This window comes from Wolbachia endosymbiont of Phyllotreta cruciferae (assembly GCF_918697765.1).
In the GTDB taxonomy this organism is placed as follows: Bacteria; Pseudomonadota; Alphaproteobacteria; order Rickettsiales; family Anaplasmataceae; genus Wolbachia; species Wolbachia pipientis.
Window position 1 is genome coordinate 1,528,299 of sequence record NZ_OU953855.1, and the last position, 18,127, is coordinate 1,546,425.

At 34.4% G+C, this 18,127-nt stretch carries 15 protein-coding genes and 2 pseudogenes; 10 read left to right on the forward strand and 7 right to left on the reverse strand.

Features of this window, described 5'->3' with window-relative positions:
- Positions 1–90: 90 nt before the first annotated feature.
- The gene (locus tag NL281_RS07055) at positions 91–1,437 is read left to right on the forward strand and encodes a hypothetical protein (RefSeq protein ID WP_253303238.1); all 1,347 of its coding nucleotides are present in this window, start codon (positions 91–93) and stop codon (positions 1,435–1,437) included.
- A 60-nt stretch (positions 1,438–1,497) separates the two neighbouring features.
- On the opposite strand, the pseudogene NL281_RS07060 reads toward NL281_RS07055, so the two are convergent.
- From NL281_RS07060 to ltrA, 3 genes and pseudogenes are all read right to left on the reverse strand, one after another.
- Positions 1,498–2,350, reverse strand: a pseudogene (locus tag NL281_RS07060) (transposase); the annotation flags it as partial.
- Between the two features lie 542 nt (positions 2,351–2,892).
- Positions 2,893–3,201, reverse strand: coding sequence for a hypothetical protein (locus NL281_RS07065; protein ID WP_370273946.1), 309 nt, complete (start codon positions 3,199–3,201; stop codon positions 2,893–2,895).
- Positions 3,202–3,307: 106 nt separating this feature from the next.
- Positions 3,308–4,405 (reverse strand): annotated as a pseudogene (ltrA, locus tag NL281_RS09340) (group II intron reverse transcriptase/maturase).
- A 923-nt stretch (positions 4,406–5,328) separates the two neighbouring features.
- Here ltrA and NL281_RS08505 point away from each other — a divergent pair.
- Both NL281_RS08505 and NL281_RS07080 read left to right on the forward strand, forming a co-directional pair.
- A complete protein-coding gene (locus tag NL281_RS08505) occupies positions 5,329–5,460 on the forward strand; it encodes a hypothetical protein (protein WP_256469365.1) in 132 nt (43 codons plus the stop codon).
- Positions 5,445–6,401 carry an IS5 family transposase gene (locus NL281_RS07080; RefSeq protein ID WP_253303014.1) on the forward strand — a complete coding sequence of 319 codons (957 nt, stop codon included), beginning with the start codon at positions 5,445–5,447 and terminating at the stop codon, positions 6,399–6,401. The genes NL281_RS08505 and NL281_RS07080 overlap by 16 nt, the downstream gene beginning before the upstream one ends.
- Positions 6,402–6,495: 94 nt before the next feature.
- On the opposite strand, the gene ychF is transcribed toward NL281_RS07080, so the two are convergent.
- A complete protein-coding gene (gene ychF, locus NL281_RS07085; RefSeq protein WP_010962597.1) occupies positions 6,496–7,590 on the reverse strand; it encodes a redox-regulated ATPase YchF in 1,095 nt (364 codons plus the stop codon).
- A 117-nt stretch (positions 7,591–7,707) separates the two neighbouring features.
- Here ychF and NL281_RS07090 point away from each other — a divergent pair, with 117 nt between their 5' ends.
- A complete protein-coding gene (locus NL281_RS07090; RefSeq protein ID WP_253303239.1) occupies positions 7,708–8,652 on the forward strand; it encodes an OTU domain-containing protein in 945 nt (314 codons plus the stop codon).
- Between the two features lie 75 nt (positions 8,653–8,727).
- The gene (locus NL281_RS07095; RefSeq protein WP_253303240.1) at positions 8,728–9,903 is read left to right on the forward strand and encodes a CCA tRNA nucleotidyltransferase; all 1,176 of its coding nucleotides are present in this window, start codon (positions 8,728–8,730) and stop codon (positions 9,901–9,903) included.
- Here NL281_RS07095 and NL281_RS07100 read toward each other — a convergent pair.
- Positions 9,887–11,659, reverse strand: a complete 1,773-nt coding sequence (locus tag NL281_RS07100; RefSeq protein WP_253303241.1) for a coiled-coil domain-containing protein — start codon at positions 11,657–11,659, stop codon at positions 9,887–9,889. The genes NL281_RS07095 and NL281_RS07100 overlap by 17 nt on opposite strands.
- A 135-nt stretch (positions 11,660–11,794) precedes the next feature.
- Positions 11,795–12,328 (reverse strand): HK97 family phage prohead protease, encoded by a 534-nt coding sequence (locus NL281_RS07105; protein ID WP_370274073.1) that lies wholly within the window; start codon positions 12,326–12,328, stop codon positions 11,795–11,797.
- Positions 12,329–13,431: 1,103 nt separating this feature from the next.
- Here NL281_RS07105 and NL281_RS07110 point away from each other — a divergent pair.
- Together NL281_RS07110 and tatC are read left to right on the forward strand one after the other, a co-directional pair.
- Complete coding sequence (locus NL281_RS07110; protein ID WP_253303747.1) at positions 13,432–14,520, forward strand: type I glyceraldehyde-3-phosphate dehydrogenase; 1,089 nt, start codon at positions 13,432–13,434, stop codon at positions 14,518–14,520.
- A complete protein-coding gene (gene tatC, locus NL281_RS07115; protein ID WP_182320250.1) occupies positions 14,517–15,278 on the forward strand; it encodes a twin-arginine translocase subunit TatC in 762 nt (253 codons plus the stop codon). The genes NL281_RS07110 and tatC overlap by 4 nt, the downstream gene beginning before the upstream one ends.
- Positions 15,279–15,331: 53 nt before the next feature.
- Here the strand turns inward: tatC and NL281_RS07120 are convergent, their stop codons facing one another.
- A complete protein-coding gene (locus NL281_RS07120; RefSeq protein ID WP_010081874.1) occupies positions 15,332–15,787 on the reverse strand; it encodes an arginine repressor in 456 nt (151 codons plus the stop codon).
- Positions 15,788–15,942: 155 nt separating this feature from the next.
- On the opposite strand from NL281_RS07120, the gene NL281_RS07125 reads away from it, so the two are divergent.
- From NL281_RS07125 to NL281_RS07135, 3 genes are read left to right on the forward strand one after another with little or no spacing between them, the layout of a single operon-like run.
- A complete protein-coding gene (locus tag NL281_RS07125; protein ID WP_253303243.1) occupies positions 15,943–16,647 on the forward strand; it encodes a substrate-binding periplasmic protein in 705 nt (234 codons plus the stop codon).
- Positions 16,647–17,294 carry an amino acid ABC transporter permease gene (locus NL281_RS07130; protein ID WP_007548901.1) on the forward strand — a complete coding sequence of 216 codons (648 nt, stop codon included), beginning with the start codon at positions 16,647–16,649 and terminating at the stop codon, positions 17,292–17,294. The genes NL281_RS07125 and NL281_RS07130 overlap by 1 nt, the downstream gene beginning before the upstream one ends.
- Positions 17,278–17,919, forward strand: a complete 642-nt coding sequence (locus tag NL281_RS07135; protein WP_077188144.1) for an amino acid ABC transporter ATP-binding protein — start codon at positions 17,278–17,280, stop codon at positions 17,917–17,919. Before NL281_RS07130 ends, NL281_RS07135 begins: the two co-directional genes overlap by 17 nt.
- Positions 17,920–18,127 lie beyond the last annotated feature (208 nt).

The window sequence follows — 18,127 nt, forward strand, 5'->3', positions numbered from 1 at the left end:
ATTTGATACAGATTTAAAATACAAGTTAACGAATTATTATGATTTTTACCAAGATAATAATATAGTAAGGTTTGGTAGTGAGGTATCAAAATGGAAAAATACACCAACGCATGGTTTAATAAGAAAGATAATCATGATTGTGCAAATGATGGCACTTGCGGGCAATCTATAAAGGATTTTAGGATTGGTAATTCTGATATTTCTTTTTTTGATAGTAACAAAAACTTAATTGCCAAAGTACCTAAACTACCAAAGTATTCTAGGGATAAATATGGGCATCAATTGTATAAGGAAGCTGAGTCAAAGCAGTTCAATTATTTTTCCACAAATATACATGATGTTTTGTCTAACAGCTTTACCGTTAAATACGGGTATATAAATTGTACTATAAAATACGACAACTTATCTGAGCAGGAACAAAACCAAATAGAAACAGACATTAAAACTGCCTATGAAGCATTTAAAGAAAAGTTTTGCTTGAAAAATAGTAATGCAAGTTACAATATAACGGTTCACATTTTTAATAATAGAAGCGATTATACAAAGTATAACAATCTTCTCTGCTTAGATGAAGATGGTGGTCCAGGATATATTACACGAGGAGTAACAGATTGTCAGAATATTCTGACATATAAGCAAAGTGCCATGGATTTTGTTCTAGGTCATGAGCTAGGCCACATATTTCAATTGTGTTTTTCACCATCGGCAACAGTCCAAACTTTGAGTATTCTGGATACTGAACTCATAGCAAATGTTGTTGGACGAGAAGTAGAAGAAAAAAATTATAAAGCTATTTGCAAGCAGATGGGTGTAGATGAATATGAAGACCGTGGATGGATATTTAGTTTTAAATACAAAGGCACCACTTATAACGTAAGATGCAAGGACTTTTCAGAAGAAGAAAAATTTCAATTTATCAAAGACATTAAGAACTCTCATGAATCGCTCGTTAGTGAATGTGATGGATTGGGGAACGATAATACAACTTTAGTGATTTACATTGATGAAAATAAGGAGATAAGTCGAATGTATTTTCAAAACTCCGACAAAAATATATTCAAACAGCTAGATAAGACATTTATAAGCAGAAGTAAACCTGAACAAGATGTGGAAAAATCAAATGAAGTAGAACAAAGTAATGTAGAAGAAGAAAAAAGTAGCCAGCAAGACACTCAGCAACCCAGTAATTTCTTATCCAATATTTTTTCAGCAATTAAATCCATTATTGATTCTATCTCATCACTCTTTTCATGGTTATTTGGGTCGAAAGAGAAAGAGTCTAATCAACAATCTGATGATAATCCTTCTTTGTTTAAGCTCGATGCTAATGAGTTAGATCACGAAGTTAAGCCTGATGCCAATGAGTTAGGTCACGATGTTAGAGATCACTTATCAGACAATTATAACCATTACAACTCATCTGATGGGCTAATGTAATATAGCTAATTTACAGTATCTGTTCAGACAATGGCGTCAGCGTCAACTTAAGAGCCTCCATTAGCAAACTCTCCTAAAGACATGATGGCGTTTGGGCTTATCTACCTTATCGCGGCTATACAATCGTCCTGGTCGGATTTTAACTTTAGCGCGTATACTTGCTCTATCAAAAAGGGCTTGAAAGTTTTTTGGCGCAATAAGTACCTGATAGAGTTTCTGCCTCATTACACCAAATAAAACTGAAAAATTTAAACGATACTCAGCAATTTGATCTGGATTCCAAGGCCCTTGTGCATCACACATATGAAGCGACAATATATTACACATGACTAAGTTTGCCCAAAATTCTTGTAATACAGCCTCTAAATTTACGCCAGAAAAATTCTCTAATTCTGCACCTATTTTGAGTCGTTTATAGCACTCCTCTATATGCCACCTTAACACATAAGCTTTGCTGATATCTTCCAAAGTAAATTTTACTCGGTCAAAAAGTGAAGTAATCAATACCTCTGTTTCTCCGTTGGCTAATGTCAGCACTATTACTCTTACTTTCTGTCCTTTCATTTTATTTTTTAGCTTTTCATTTTCTAATATAAAATCGAAATCTAATTCTCCAGATGCAATTCGTTCCCATAGCTTGCTATAATTTCTTTTTTGCAAGCGAAAAATAAAATCTACTTCCAAATCATAATGCTGCTGAATGAATTTTACTGAAGACGATCATAGATAAATAATAATTTCTTTTGATTTAATGAACGCATTTGAGTGATAACTTCGGGTAATTGCTCTTCCGCCAACGTTTGTTCACCTATATTCCAAGCCGCAAGACGAGCACTACAAATCAGCGAAGTACACAAATCAACAAACAAATTGCCAATGGTGGCATTGTGCCTGTTGTTCCATTTGGTTTAAAGCTTACTATTACCCACAAATAAAAACATAGTATTGTATTTACTCAAATAATTTAATTTTATTAACCTGAAAGCTTATTAGATTAAAATTATTAAACTAAGAGTTATAATTTTAGCAACTAAAAGCTGTAAATTGCACCATATAAACAGTTATTTCAAGCAAAAGTTATGCCATTAAGAGCTATGCAACAAACATTTATATTTGTGGGTAATAGTAAGGGTTTAAAGCGGCCAAACTCGGATACAATTTCCTCAGAGCTGGGTAATCTCATACCAGAACCATCTGCTGCAATAAGTCTATAGCCTTACTATTACCCACAAATAAAAACATAGTATTGTATTTACTCAAATAATTTAATTTTATTAACCTGAAAGCTTATTAGATTAAAATTATTAAACTAAGAGTTATAATTTTAGCAACTAAAAGCTGTAAATTGCACCATATAAACAGTTATTTCAAGCAAAAGTTATGCCATTAAGAGCTATGCAACAAACATTTATATTTGTGGGTAATAGTAAGGTCTATAGCCTCTCCAACTCAGGCTCATCTTGATAGGCTGTTTGGATGCTTAAATTCTTTAAAACCTGTATGACAAATCTTATATCTTGCTTTAGAAAAAGCTTGCTTTGAGGGTGGAACTTTACAAGTCAATGGATCCATAAGCTCGCATTCTATTCCTAAACTTTTCTTAATTAACTTTAAAATCATAGAAAATACTGTCGAAAAAGGAAGTTTTCTTGTTCGTGTAAAACTGTTTTTTCCAACACAATGGATTCTCTGAAAAGCTTTCGAGTATATTATATTTTTAATTTGTAGAATAAGATTTTTTCCTTTTTGTTTGGTAGAAGTCATAGTTTTAAATCCTCCTGATTAAGTTTTATCGCTATGACTCCCCCACCAGAACCGTGCTTGCAGCTTTCCCGCACACGGCTCCACAATGTAGTATTCACAGCATTTCCTATTTTGTATATAATGAGTAGCATATTCTTGGTTTTGGTAATGGATTAACTTGTAGATAGTGTATAAATTGCTTTGAATTCATACTCTTCTTCTGACTACGTCGGTTTATCCATTTATACGCTAGCTTGATTACCCGCCAGAAGAATTTATTCAACCACCGGTAATTTCCGCTAACTCCGAAGTAGTTATAGTGTCCTGTTAGTTTTGCTTTAAGTATTGACCACCAATCTTTAAGGTGAACTTTATTTCGGATCTTTTTCACCCATTCTTTGATTTCTTTAAGTTTTCTAGATAGATTTTCTTTCGAGGTTTTATGACCTACCATTACTCTACCTTTACGACTCCTTGTACCATAATGGGTGAATCCTAGAAAGTTGAAACTTTCCGTTTTTCGTTTCTCCCTTATTCCTTGTTGCCACTCCTTTTTGCCAAACTTTACTATTCTTGTTTTGTCTTCAGATATTTCCAGTCCAAATTTTCCTAGCCTTTGTTTCAGTGACTCTAAGAGTTCTCTAGCATCTTTTTCTCTTTCGCAGCAAATCAGGTGATCGTCTGCATACCTAACTAGCTCCATATAACCTTTAGATCTTAGCTTGAATTTCTTTTCAAACCACAAATCCAGCACATAATGCAACTATATATTAGCTAGTATAGGACTTACTATTCCCCCCTGAGGTGTGCCTAGTTCAGTTGCTTCATAATGTCCTGCTTCGACTACTCCTGCCTTAAGAAATCGTTTTACTAACCACAGTATGTTTGGGTCTGTTATCCGTTCTCTCAAGCATCTCATTAGCCATTTGTGCTGGACATTATCAAAGAATTTCTTGATATCAACTTCTACTACATAGTTAGTTGGTCTGTACATAACTGCTTTATTTAGTGCATTTACCGCTTGATGACAGCTTCTACCAGGACGAAAACCATATGAGTTATCCAGAAAGTTAGCTTCATAAATATTTTCTAATATCTTCTTCAGCATTATCTGGACTAACTTATCTTCTGTAGACGGTACTCCAAGCCCGCGTTTCTCTTTGCTTCCAGCTTTTGGTATATATACTCTTTTCACTGGTTGCGGTTGATATCGCTTTCTTTTCATACTATCCACCAGAGTGTTGAGCTTCTCTTCAAGATTTTCTCCATAAGCTTCTACTGTCACCTGGTCTATACCGCATGCTTTGTTATGCTTTAGCTCTTTATAACATTCAGCAAGATTCTCTGCGTTTATCAGATGAATTAACGATTAAATTTCAATCGTTTATCTTGCCTGGCTCTTACTGCTATCTGATTTAGTTTTCTTTGCACGTTATTCCAACCTCCGTTGTATTGGCATAGCAATTCCTAAACCAGTCACTATATTGCTGACCGCTTCCCCTTGTATGTGGCTTTCCCACACTCTGAGTACTATCAATCAGTCCGACTTCCTTTATATCTTCCGTCAGTACTCGCCTTTGTTGACTTGTTCCAACGTACCTTAATAGGAATACAAAGGATCTCCCAAGTTTACGTAAACTCCATCTCAACACGTGATACGGCCTCAGATCCCGATAGAGTGAGTGATAACTTGCCCTATTGTTACCCTTCTTGCTGTCTTCCACTATATGCAACGTGTCGACCTCTATGACATCGAGAATTTCGGGACTCAATACCTTCACTTTCGTTGTACCCTGTGTTGTCCATTCCACTAGCTTTACTACGCTCGTTACCTTACGCAGCATAGTGGTTTGTTCCAGCCTGCTGGCTAGGCTTTGCCTGGGTTGGATTTTCACCAACTGGACTTTACGCACTTTGCTTGGCGCACGCATGTTTCACCTAAAAAGGACACATTTTAGACTTCTTTGTTGAAATAAAACAGAAACAAAAGTGCTGTTTATTGCACTCTTTGGATAATTTAATGATAAAAAATTTAGAGAGAAATTTTATACACTATCGCTGATATTTTTCCTTAAGTTGACGCCATTGTCTGTTCAGATGCATGGCTAATGTACAAATATTGAAACAAAAATTCCAGTGCTCCCTTTCTTGTCATCCCAGTGCCCAGACACTGGGATGGCTTTGTTGCATCGCTCAAGTGAAAAGAACTGGCAGTTACTGACAAAATTCATTATAAATAGCCATTTAACTGTTGAAGAAAAAATATGCCACAAAAAATGAGAGTCAGTAACTGCCATGAATATAACAAATTTCTCCAAGAAAGAGGAAGCATTTTTTGTTATATCAATGACGCCATAGAAAATTGGTACGAGAATTGTCCAAAAATGCAGGGCGGCAACTATATTTATAGTGATAAAGTTGTGATTTTGGTGCATATAATCGTCAGTTTCTTTAGAATTGGTTTAAGACAAACAGTCGGGTTTATAAAAGGGTATTTGCAACAAATAGGAAGAGATTTGGCAGTTATCAGCTATTCACAAGCATCAAGAAGGTTTAAGAAACTTAATATTAAGATAAATGATTGCAGAATTGATAAAAATAATATGGAAGATATCGAAATTGCTATAGACAGTACAGGAATTAGTATATACAACAACACTCCTGGTCACAGCAAGGAAAATAGCACTGACAGAAAATATCGTGGCTATGAGCAAACGAGAAAATTGCACGTAATGTTGAATATAAACAACAAAAAAGCCATAGCTGTAAAATACAGTAACGGTGTCTACTCTGATCACTATGGAGCTTGTGATTTGCTAAAAGAAGTTGATTTTCAGCATGCCATAAAAGCACTATATGCAGATAGAGCATGTGATAGGCACAAGTTTTATAAGTTGTGTAACAAATATGATATAAAGACAAAAATTCCACCAATAAACAATGCGGCAGAACATCCAGAAATAGATTATATGTCTGACAGGAATGCTGCTATTAGGTTAATAAAATTATACGGTGAAGATGGCATGAAAGAATGGAAAAAAGAAGTAAATTATGGGAAAAGATCTTATATTGAAGGGTTTTTCTCAAGATTAAAGCAAATATTCGGATTTAGTTTTAGGAATAAATCTGAGATAAATCGAGAAAAAGAACTGCTAATCAAATGCTATTTGCTTAATAAATTCACTGATATTGGTATGGCTAAATTTGAGATAGTTACATGAATTTACCATAAATCACCATCTCATAAAGTGTGATGCAACAAAGCCCACTGGGATCCAGAAAACTTAACTTTAAATAAGTGGCTTGCATAATAAACTACACATTAAACCTAAAGTGCATTATATCACCATCTTGCACGATGTAATCTCTGCCTTCAAAGCGAATTTTTCCTGCGTCTTTGCAAGCTGATTCACTTCCATACTTTATGTAGTCTGCAAAGCTTATTGTCTCTGCTTTTATAAAGCCTTTCTCAAAATCAGTGTGGATTACACCTGCTGCTTTATCGGCTGTTGACCCTATTTTTACTGGCCATGCCCGTGCTTCTTTGGGGCCCACAGTAAAGAAAGTTATCATACTCAGCACTTCATACATAATACGCGCTACTCCATCAAGGCCTGATTCTTGTAAGCCAAATTCTGATAAAAAACTCTGTTTTTCCTCTTCACTATCAAGATTTGCAATATCTGCTTCGAGTTTTGCTGAAATGCAATAAAATTTGCTTTTATTTTCCTCTGCCATTCTCTCTACCTTTTTAGATAATTCATTGCCAGTTATAACATTTGTATCTTCAACATTGCAAACGTACATAACGGGCTTTGTTGTCAGCAATTGAAGCAACTTCATCTCATCTTCATTGATATTCTCCAAACTTCTTGCAGGTTTACCTAATTTTAAAGTAGCTAATACCTCTTGCATTAATTCAAGTTGTCTCTTTAGCTCTTTATCACCTTGCTTTGCTTTCTTTTCCAATTGAGGAAGCCTTTTTTCTATGCTATCAATATCAGCTAGGATTAATTCCATTTCTACCACTTCAGCATCTGATATTGGATCTATTTTACTGTGTATATGGCTGATATCGTCATCCGTAAAGCACCTGAGCAGATGAACGATGGCATCAACTTCTCTGATATGGCTTAAAAATTTATTGCCAAGCCCTTCGCCTTTGCTCGCACCCTTTACCAGACCTGCAATATCTACAACTTCTAATTGGTTGTAGATTACCTTCTCTGAGCCTGCAATTGCTGCGATTTGTTTCAAACGTTGATCTTTTATCGAAATCTTGCCTATATTTGGCTCGATTGTGCAAAAAGGATAATTTGCAGCTTCGGCTGCACTTGACTCTGTAAGCGCATTAAATAAGGTTGATTTTCCTATGTTTGGTAACCCAACTATACCGCAGTTAAAACTCATATTTGCTATGTAAAATTATAACTATTGCATAATTTAAAAATTTCTGCTATACTTAATTAGTCGCTTATTGACAATTTTGTTGGTATAGTAATATATAGCTTAAATTAAGGTAAAACTATGACTACAGCTAAGAAACGGAAACTACCAAGTGACTTTCATGATGTTGAGGTTGGAATAAAAAGGCCCAGGATCTCAGGGCAAGAAATAACTCTTTTAAATAGTAACCCTTACCCTGACAATTTCTATGTAGGACAAGCAATTGGTAATGGAAGCTGTTTTTTTGACTCGTTCAGGCAAAGTCTAGAACAACAGACAGGAGAGCAAGTTACTGCCGAAAAATTAAGAAATGATTGTAGGGAATTTGCACAAAAGAATCCACCAAAGTGGTTTACAGATGCAATTGCCAATGGTTATGATAACAATGGCCAGCACCGTAGTGAAACTGTAGATGATTATACAGCAGACATTATGCGTAACGGTAGGTGGGGTAGCTCTTATGTTGAAGCTAGGATACTTTGTGAAAAGTATGGTGTAAAATTACATGTTATAGAGAGTAACCCATTGCATGCTATTGACACCCAACAAGATCGGTTTTTGCATGAATTAATAGACAATTCAGGTTCAAAAAGTGCAGGTGAATACAATAAAGTTGATTATAATGATAGTAGTATTGTGCATATAATAAACAAAGGCTATTCTCATTTCGAACCATTGCTTGATATAAACAAAAGTTTAGCAAAACAACTGCAAGAGGAAACCAAACTTAAACAAGAGCAAGAACAAGAAGATTTCCTATTAGCAAAAAAACTGCAGCTAGACGAGATCTTAGAGTATTGTAACTTTTCAAAGGATATCTCTGAGAGAGCAGAGGTTGAAAAGGGATTTGATAAGTTATTGGCAGAAAATGCTGATGGAAAAATTGGTGATGTTGTAGGGCAGTGCGTTAGTGATATAAAGCAGCGCATAGAGCAGCAAAACCCTTCAAGTTTACTAAGATGTGGTACGGAATCGATGGCAGAACCATTTCATCAACAACGAGCACCACAACTTGTAAAATCTTAATAGCCCTGTATATTTTTATATAGGGCTTTTGCAAGCATTTCATATAATATGAACTTGCAGTACGTACTAACCTAAATGCAAGTTGACCATGAGACTAGTTTAATTATTGATGCCATAGAGGAATTTGGTGGTGAGGCTAGGCTTGTCGGCGGGTGTGTGAGAGACTCAATTTTGCAGCGTGATGTCCACGACATCGATTTAGCTACTAATTTGCTTCCCAATCAAACGATTAAAGCGCTAAAACTCCGTAATATAAAAACTATTCCAACTGGCTTAAAACATGGAACTATCACTGCGGTTCTAAATCAGAGGTCTTTTGAAATTACGACACTAAGGCATGATGTGAAATGTGATGGTAGGCATGCAAAAGTAGAATTTACTAATAATTGGCAAGCTGATGCTTCAAGGCGTGACTTTACATTTAACGCTCTATATGCAGATAAGCATGGCCATATATATGACTACTTTGGTGGCATTGAGGATTTAAAGGCGCGAAGGTTAAACTTTATAGGCAACGCTGAAGATAGAATTAAAGAAGACTATCTACGTATTTTAAGAGCATTTCGTTTTCATGCAAAAATATGTGCCGGAGATTTGAGTGATGAAATACTAAGCGTATGCAAAAAGCATTCGCATATGATCCAAAACCTCTCTGGAGAGAGAATAAGAGATGAAATACTTAAATTGCTGAAGTGCAATGATCCTTTTCCAACACTTAAGAGCATGCAAGAATCTGATGTTTTGCAAAAGATTATCCCAAAAGAAGTAAAATGCGAAATTCTGTCTTCGTCACTTCTTTTCGGCACTGATGCGCTAGTAAAATTAGCGTTACTCCTTAGGACTACTAAAAAAAATGACAGGCTAAGTCTTGGAGAATATATAATCATGTTTCTACGTCTTTCAAACAAGCAAAAGAAAAAGCTGCTATTTTTACTATCCAACGATATCAAAACAGAACTCTCAGAAAAAGAGCAAAAAAAATACATATCTTTATTTGGTAGAGAATTATATTGTGATTTAGTGAAAATTTGTGGTGTTGAGTCTGGAGAAAATGTTGATGAATACATTTCATTTGCTAACACATTCAATATTCCAAAATTTCCTTTATCTGGCGATGATTTAATAAGTATAGGTCACCAGCCAGGAAAAAGTTTAGGTAGAAACTTGGAATTGCTAAAACAACATTGGGAAGATAGCTCCTACACTTTAACAAAAGAGGAGCTGGTGCTTTATGCTAAGAGCCTATTCTAACTGCTTTCTGACTGTTCAATGAATGTATGCTTGCAATATTAGGGGAACTCATAGAGGAATTAGGTATATGTTCTTTTTTAGCTTTTTCTGTTAATTGATATTCGTTTACTCCTCCTTGAGTTTGATTACACATTCCCTGATCTGGAGATAAAAATTTATCTCTTATGCTTAATGCCAGTTGTAACTCTTGAATCTTATTTGAAAAACATTTCATTTTAGCCTCTGTTAATTTTCCTGTAACAATTTCTTTAAGCAATTCTCCTGAGTCGTTATTATTATTATTCTTGCTATTAAAGCTGTGCAAGATAGAGTCTACAATCTTATTTACCCCTTCTTGTTTAAATTCTAATTTTTTTACGCATTTTCTAACAGAAGGTGACAACTTGGCTTTTAACGTGTCATCTCGTAGTTCTTTACCCATATTTTTTCCAATGTTACAATGTTCGTTGACAACTTCTTTAACCTTAGCTTCTATGATCTCCCTTGCGGATTGTTTCAAATTACTTTCTAATAATTCAAGCAGCTTACTGCTTTCAAATTTGCCATCATCTTGATTTGATAGAGACTTTATAGTTTCATTAAGCACGTTATGGCAAAAGTGTTTCTCTTTAAATTCAGGAAAACCTTTTTTTAACTCCTCGTTTTTCCCAGATAAAAAGTTATTGAGACCCTTATCCCTAGAAAGCTTATTGGGCAAGTTTCGTAATTTTGAAAGAGTTGATTTTGCAGTAGATACTGTACTCACTGCACCTGCCTTTTTAGCCAATTGACCTTCTTTTGCTTCCTGTAGTTTCTTAGTGTCAGCTTTCAATTGACCTTCTAAATCAATCTCCAATTGTTGTTTAGATTCTTGAACACTTTGTAATTGCTTCCCCAAGTTCTCCATTTCACCCAATTGAGCAGTCAATGTATTCACACTTAATCGTAGAGCTTTGTTTTCATGACCTAAGTCACTGACTTTATTTTCTAATTCAGTATTTTTGTCTTTAGCCTGACACAATTTATCAGTCTGTGATTTAAGTAAAGCCACTAATTTGCTAGCTTGCCATTGTTGATTCAATTCAATTAATTTATCCTCCTTGTCCTTTAACCTACTCTTAAGTTCTATTATTTGTGCTTGCAGACTTTCATTATCTTTCCTAGTAGCTTCAATTTCTTCTCCTTGCTCTCTTATTATCATGTATTGATCAAATATAGTTTTCTGTTGTTCATCAACTTTATCCTGCATTGCTTTTTTATCTTGTTTGTATTTGGTTAGTTCCTCTTCTCGTTCGCCTGCATCTTCTGTAAGTCCCTTATAACTCTTTTCAAGTCCTTCAATTGCAGATCGTAATTCTCTATTTTCTTCTTTTAAGGAAGCATTTTGTAAACGTTCAAGTTCTAATTCCTGATTTATGCCCTCCAGCTGTTCTTCTAATGCTTCATCATCTTCCTCTGTTATCAATGCTACTCCATCAGTCTGAACCCCTCCATCTTTGTTTATCACTACACTTTGGCTCTCTTTCTCTACAACTTCAGGTTTTAAGTCAACTTGAACACTTCCATCTATTGTCTTAAAAGCATCAGTTTGAACTTCATTGTTTGCAGTAGTTTTATCGTAGTACAAAATATTTTCTGCCCATCTATTCCATCTCTTGGGCAATATTCGTCCAATCGTTTTTAGATATAACCAAGCAAATACAGTAGACCAGCTGTATTTTTTTTCCTTTCGCTTAATATTAATTTCATAATTAACCTTATTATTAATATTTAGCATAAAATTACCTCATTTTTTAACTTTAATTTACAGAAAATTTTAATAGTAATAAAGTTATATATATTAGTATAAATGTTAAACAAATACTAACACAGGTGTCAAATTATGGTAAAGTCTTTGCCCACCTAATACACTTTAAGCAGAAATGTACATGTCTGCAAGTACAGCATTTGCTTTTTCTATCGCTCTTGCTAACACTTCCTGTTCATTGTTCTGATTTTTCACATTGATTACCTGAGCAGCCAAGTTTGCAGGAAAAGTGACCAAACTGACTTCCCATAATTCCACTTGTTTTAACACTCTAGCTCCACTTTTATGATCAACATCATACTCTATAGGTATGTAGCCGATGGAAAGTCCGTTAATTGTTCCGGTTTTGAGCATTAAGTATGCTTCTTCTGCTTTCTGAATACCCAAAAGTAAATGTGCAATTATATATAGACCAACATCATTTTCGTAAATATCTATGATACTACCTATAGGTTCGTCAGGATTATGCTGCCAAAGGAGTTTTATTTTATTTCTGTTTAAATTTTCCTTAAATGCCCCAGGCAATATCAGATCATTTTGTTTATCAACTATATTAAAAACGCTAGCATAACCAGAAAATACACCGTTTTCTCCTATGCTTTTTATTGACAATGGTGAATAGAGAAATTTCTTATTCATAAAGCCTCCTGTAGTATTGGGAATTTTGTTTCGCAATGCACTGCGATATAATTCTATTATATGCAGTGCTCTAAAAGGCTTACTATTACCCACAAATATAAATGTTTGTTGCATAGCTCTTAATGGCATAACTTTTGCTTGAAATAACTGTTTATATGGTGCAATTTACAGCTTTTAGTTGCTAAAATTATAACTCTTAGTTTAATAATTTTAATCTAATAAGCTTTCAGGTTAATAAAATTAAATTATTTGAGTAAATACAATACTATGTTTTTATTTGTGGGTAATAGTAAGTCTAAAAGGGGGAAGCACTTTTCTTAGTTACTAAAAACGCTAACTAGAATCCAGATTGGACACTGGGTTATAAAATTCTACGTCATACCGCCACGAACCGTCATACCGCCGCGGTATCTCTTAGCATAGATCCCGCTAACACGTAGCGGGATGACGGTTGTCAGGCTAGCTGTCATCCCAGTGCCTAGACACTGGGATGACACCCTCCTAGTAGAAACGCTTTTGTAATTGCAACATTCGTGCAATCTTTAGCCATGAATATTAAGAAACTTACCAAACGAAAAAAAGGCAAAAGAAACCCTAGTCATTGTCTATTTTCAGTATTGGCGTTTTTTTATGTTTTTTACACTTAGTAACCGCGACTCAGCTGCATTTAAACTGCAACTAACTTTTAGCTATAAACATTAAAAAATTTACTAAGCAGAAAAAAAGGCAAAGAAAACCTAGGGTAGCTAGTATTCAAATTTTCCCTTGTTCTATTTGACGTCTTTTGATGTCTTAAACGCTTTATAAGCGCGTTTCGGCTTGTATAGGTAGAAACCCAGAAGTTTTATAAAGACATGAGGTGCACATAGTGCAAAAAATTAAGCATGATTTACGCCAAATACAAAGTTCCCTTTGTCGTTTTAATCTGCAGATTGCGAAGATAAATAAATAGCTTCAATTTTATGATAAGGGGGCTGGCGGAGTTTGTCAAGCAAGTTTTTAGCCCTGTCTCCTTGCTATAATGTTCATATCGATAGAAAAGCAAAAGAATAAAATGAAATATCAAGTGATATCCTCTATAATTAAATTTTTTGAATGAAGAGATGACGATTCGTGTAGGAATTAATGGTCTGGGTAGAATAGGCAGAGGCGTATTGCGTGCTATTTTCGAAATAGAAGAATATAGCAAACAAATAGAAGTTGTAGCTGTCAATGGATCGCTCAGTGCAAAGCAGCATGCACATTTGATTAAATATGATTCTGTTCATGGCAAATTCAGTGGTAATATTGATTTTAATGAGTCTCAAAATTGGATTTCTATAAATGGCAAAAAGTTTTCTTTATATAGAGAACGGAGCCCTGAAAATATTCCTTGGAATGTTGATGTAATACTTGAATGTACTGGTGCATTCAACAAACGTGAAGAAGCAATAAGGCACAATGCAGAGAAAGTAATTGTCTCTGCTCCAGTTCCGGATGCTGATGTCACTATAGTTTATGGTGTGAATAACGATATGCTCGAAAAAGAGCATAAAGTGATATCAGCAGGTTCTTGCACTACAAATTGCCTTGCTCCGATTGTGAAAGTCCTACATTCTGGTTTAGGCATAAAAAGCGGTTTTATGACTACTATACATGCCTACACGAATGATCAAAATATTCTTGATGGTAATCATAAAGATTTGCGTAGAGCAAGAGCTTGCGGATTATCTATGGTGCCAACTACAACCGGGGCAGCAAAAACAATTGGTTCTATAATTCCTGAATTAAAGGGCAAGCTAGATGGCACTGCCGTCAGAGTTCCAGTTAGCAATGTTTCTATGGTTGATTTTACATTTACGACTGATAAGAAAGCGACCGTTAAAGAAATCAATGAAATGTTTAAGGATGCAGCTCTCTCGTCTACGTCATTCCAGCGCGTGACGCTGGAATCTAATCCAGTGTCAGCTACTCGGATGACATCAGAGGGTACTAGGATGACAGAGGGTTCTCCAATGTCAAATGTACTTTCTATATGTACGGAACCTTTAGTTTCAATAGACTTTGTGCATAACCCTTATAGTGCAATTGTGGATTTAACTGGTACATATGTTACAGGTGATATATGCAGGGTTGCAGCGTGGTATGACAATGAGTGGGCTTTTTCGCTGAGAATGTTAGACATAGCATTATTGAGCTATAGTAAAGTATGAACTGGAACTCAAACAAATACGCCTCATTTTATGAGCACTTTGCGGAACTCAGAAAAAGAGTTATCTTTTGCTTTCTATTTTTTTGCGTTGCTTTTGGTTTTTGTTACTACTTTAAGGAAAATATATACCGTTTTTTACTTGCACCTTTAATAGAAGCAACAAAAGGTAGCAAAGGTTTTTCTTTGATTTACACAGACTTAACAGAGGCATTTTTTGTATATCTTAGGGTTGCTGTAATGAGTGCACTTTTGCTCTCTTTTCCTGTGTTTGCATGGCAATTCTATATGTTCTTAGCACCTGGGTTATATAAAAGTGAAAGGGCAGTGTTGTTGCCATACTTAATTGCAACACCGGTTTTATTTGTAACGGGAGCTACTGTAGTCTATTACTATATATTTCCTTTAGCCTGGAAGTTTTTTATCAACTTCGAACACAGTGGTAAATCCTTCGATATACCGATAGAGTTTATGCCATCAGTTAGCGAATATTTAGACCTTGTTCTTCAATTTATGTTTGCATTTGGCACTGCATTTCAAATTCCAGTAATACTCACATTGATGGTGAGAGTAGGGTTACTCACTACACAAAGTTTGTCAAATAAACGTAGAATCGCAATAGTGGTAATTTTTATTATTGCTGCAATCTTAACTCCACCTGATGTATTAAGCCAAGTAGGGCTTGCAATACCTATGCTGATTCTATATGAATTGTCCATTCTGATATGTAGGTATATTGAAAAAAAGAAGACAAAGATTTAAACAAAGGAATCCCTCTTATCTCCTTTATATCACATTTTTAACTTACAACATTCTTATTCAGGACTTAAATATGGAAATGTTTCATAAATTGATTGTAATACTTTGTTAAGTTCAGCCTTACTTTTGATGATCAATAATACTGTATCATCACCTGCTATAGTTCCTATAATTCCTATGTTTTTGCTATTATTTAATGAATAAATAACATACTTCTGATCTAGAAAGTAAGCTAGGCTGCTAGCTTGTCCTGGTTGAGTGTGTAGTACTATTAAACCAAAATCCGAAATTTGCATATTAAGTATTAATGGTAATCGATATTGGTTGATGTCAATTACTTTATACATACCAGCAACTTTGGCAATTTTAAGTTTTTTTAATTTTCTTGATAAAGTAGCCTGAGGAATGTTGTGCCCTCTTTCTTTAAGCAAGGTCTGTAAATCGCTCTGCTCTAAAATTTCGTGATTTTGAATAATATTTAAAATATGTTCACCTAGTGTGTTGTCATGCATTATGCATTTTCCTCATATTGAATATGTAATAAGTATATTTGAAATTATATTCATTATTTCTTGACTATTCAATTTTTAATGTCTATATTCATAAGATGAATAAAATATGAATATAAATTAGTAATATGAAAAAATATATTTTAAATGCTATTATAGTGATAAGTATTCTATTAACAGGATGCAAGGAAAATAAACACGATAATATCATTAGATTTGCAATTTCTGCAGATTATCCACCTTTTGAATATTATGAAAATGGTAAATTTACTGGCTTTGACATTGAGCTTGCTCAATTAGTAGCAAAAGAGTTAGGTAAAGAAGCGATATTTAAAGATATGCAGTTTAGTACTATATTTGCAGCATTGCAAAGTAATTCTGTAGATGCTGCTATATCTACTATTGGTAGCACAGAAGAGCGTGAAAAAAATTTTGATTTTTCAAATAGTTATTATACAGGGGAATTTGGTATTCTATATCACAAAAATAAACCCATAGCCGGTATAAACAACTTAACTCACAAGAAGATAGCCGTTCAACTAGGAACTGTCATGGAAATTTGGCTAAAAGAGCATGTTCCTACAACAGCTCAAATTATTGCTATAGACAATAATAATCAAGCTGTAGAAACATTAAAGTCTGGTCATGTTGATGGCGTCCTAATTGATGAATTCCAAGGTAAAGTATTTAGCAAAAAAAATCCTGGTCTATCATGGTCAGCCATCGCTAAGTCAGATAATGGTTATTCTATTGCTGTGAATAAAAGATCTGATTTAAAGGATAAAATAAACGAGGCGTTAAAAAGTTTAGAAAGTAAAGGTGTAATACAAAAGATAGCAGAAAAATGGCTAGGAGATAACTGATGCAAGAATTAATTTCTAATTTCTTGTTTGTTGGAACAGGCCTTGCCTTTACTTTAAAATTATTGATTGGAGGACTGCTTTTAGGTATGAGTCTAGGAGGGTTATTTTCAGTACTCAGATATAATAAGATCTGTATTCCATTAATTAATGGAATTATATCTGTAATACGTGGCACCCCCCTTATATTACAGTTAAGTGTTGTTTATTTTATGACTCCAACCATTGCAGGAATTAAATTAAACATATTTAGTGCTGGCATTATAGCATTTGGTCTAAATAGCTGTGCTTATATTGCTGAGATTTTACGAGCTGGTATTGAAACTATATCAAAAAACCAGTTTGAAGCAGCTAAAACTTTACAAATACCTAGTTTCTATATGTGGAGAGATATTATATTACCACAAGTTATTAAAAATATTCTTCCTGCAATGATAAATGAGATCATTGCACTCCTTAAAGAAACGGCATTAATCTCTACTATTGGTGGTGTTGATATTATGCGCTCTGCGCAAATGCTTGCAGCAGAACAATTTACTTATTTTATACCACTTTGTCTTGCTGGGGCTTATTATTACGCTCTTGTATTACTAATTGAATATATAGGCAAAAAGATTGAACAGAAAGGTATATATGATAAAAATGCATAATGTTTGTAAATTATTTAATAATATTCCAGTACTTAATAATATTAACCTGATTATAGAACAATCTATAGTTGGTCTTGCTGGTCCTTCTGGTAGTGGTAAATCAACATTGTTACGTTGTATACAAAAACTCGAAGTTTTAGATTCTGGTAGCATTGAATGCAATGATAGTACTGGTTTTGTATTTCAGGATTTTCAACTTTTTCCACATATGACTGTCTGGGAAAATCTTACATATGCTCCCAAACTTAAAAACAAAACTCAGGATCAAAGTGATTCACTACTTGAGTCTTTGGGTATTGCCTCTAAAAAAAATGATTACCCTAGTAATCTATCCGGTGGGCAAAAACAGCGGGTTGCGCTTGCCAGAAGCTTAATGATGAATCCAAGGATTCTATTATGCGATGAGCCAACGTCTGGTTTAGATGTAGCAACAATAGTCGACGTTGTGGAACTATTACAATCAGTTAGAGATATGGGTATTACTATGATTATCGCTTCTCACAATTTGGATTTTTTAACAAAAATATCAGATCGGATTATTCTGTTAAAAAACGGAAAAATAATTGTAGATATCAATCCTAAAGAAATTGATGAACCAACAAACTATTTAAAAAATAATTATTAAAAGAGAATCACTCATATCATACTGAGAGCTATAACAGATTTTAGCATCGAAAATTACATAATGTATATTATGGAATATAAATTACATAATATAAGAAGCAACGCTAAAAATAAAATCACATAATATAGCAAACTATAGCTAACCCAAGAAAGGTTTTCCTACGTCATACCGCCGCGATATCTCAGCATAGATTCCGCTAACAAGTAGC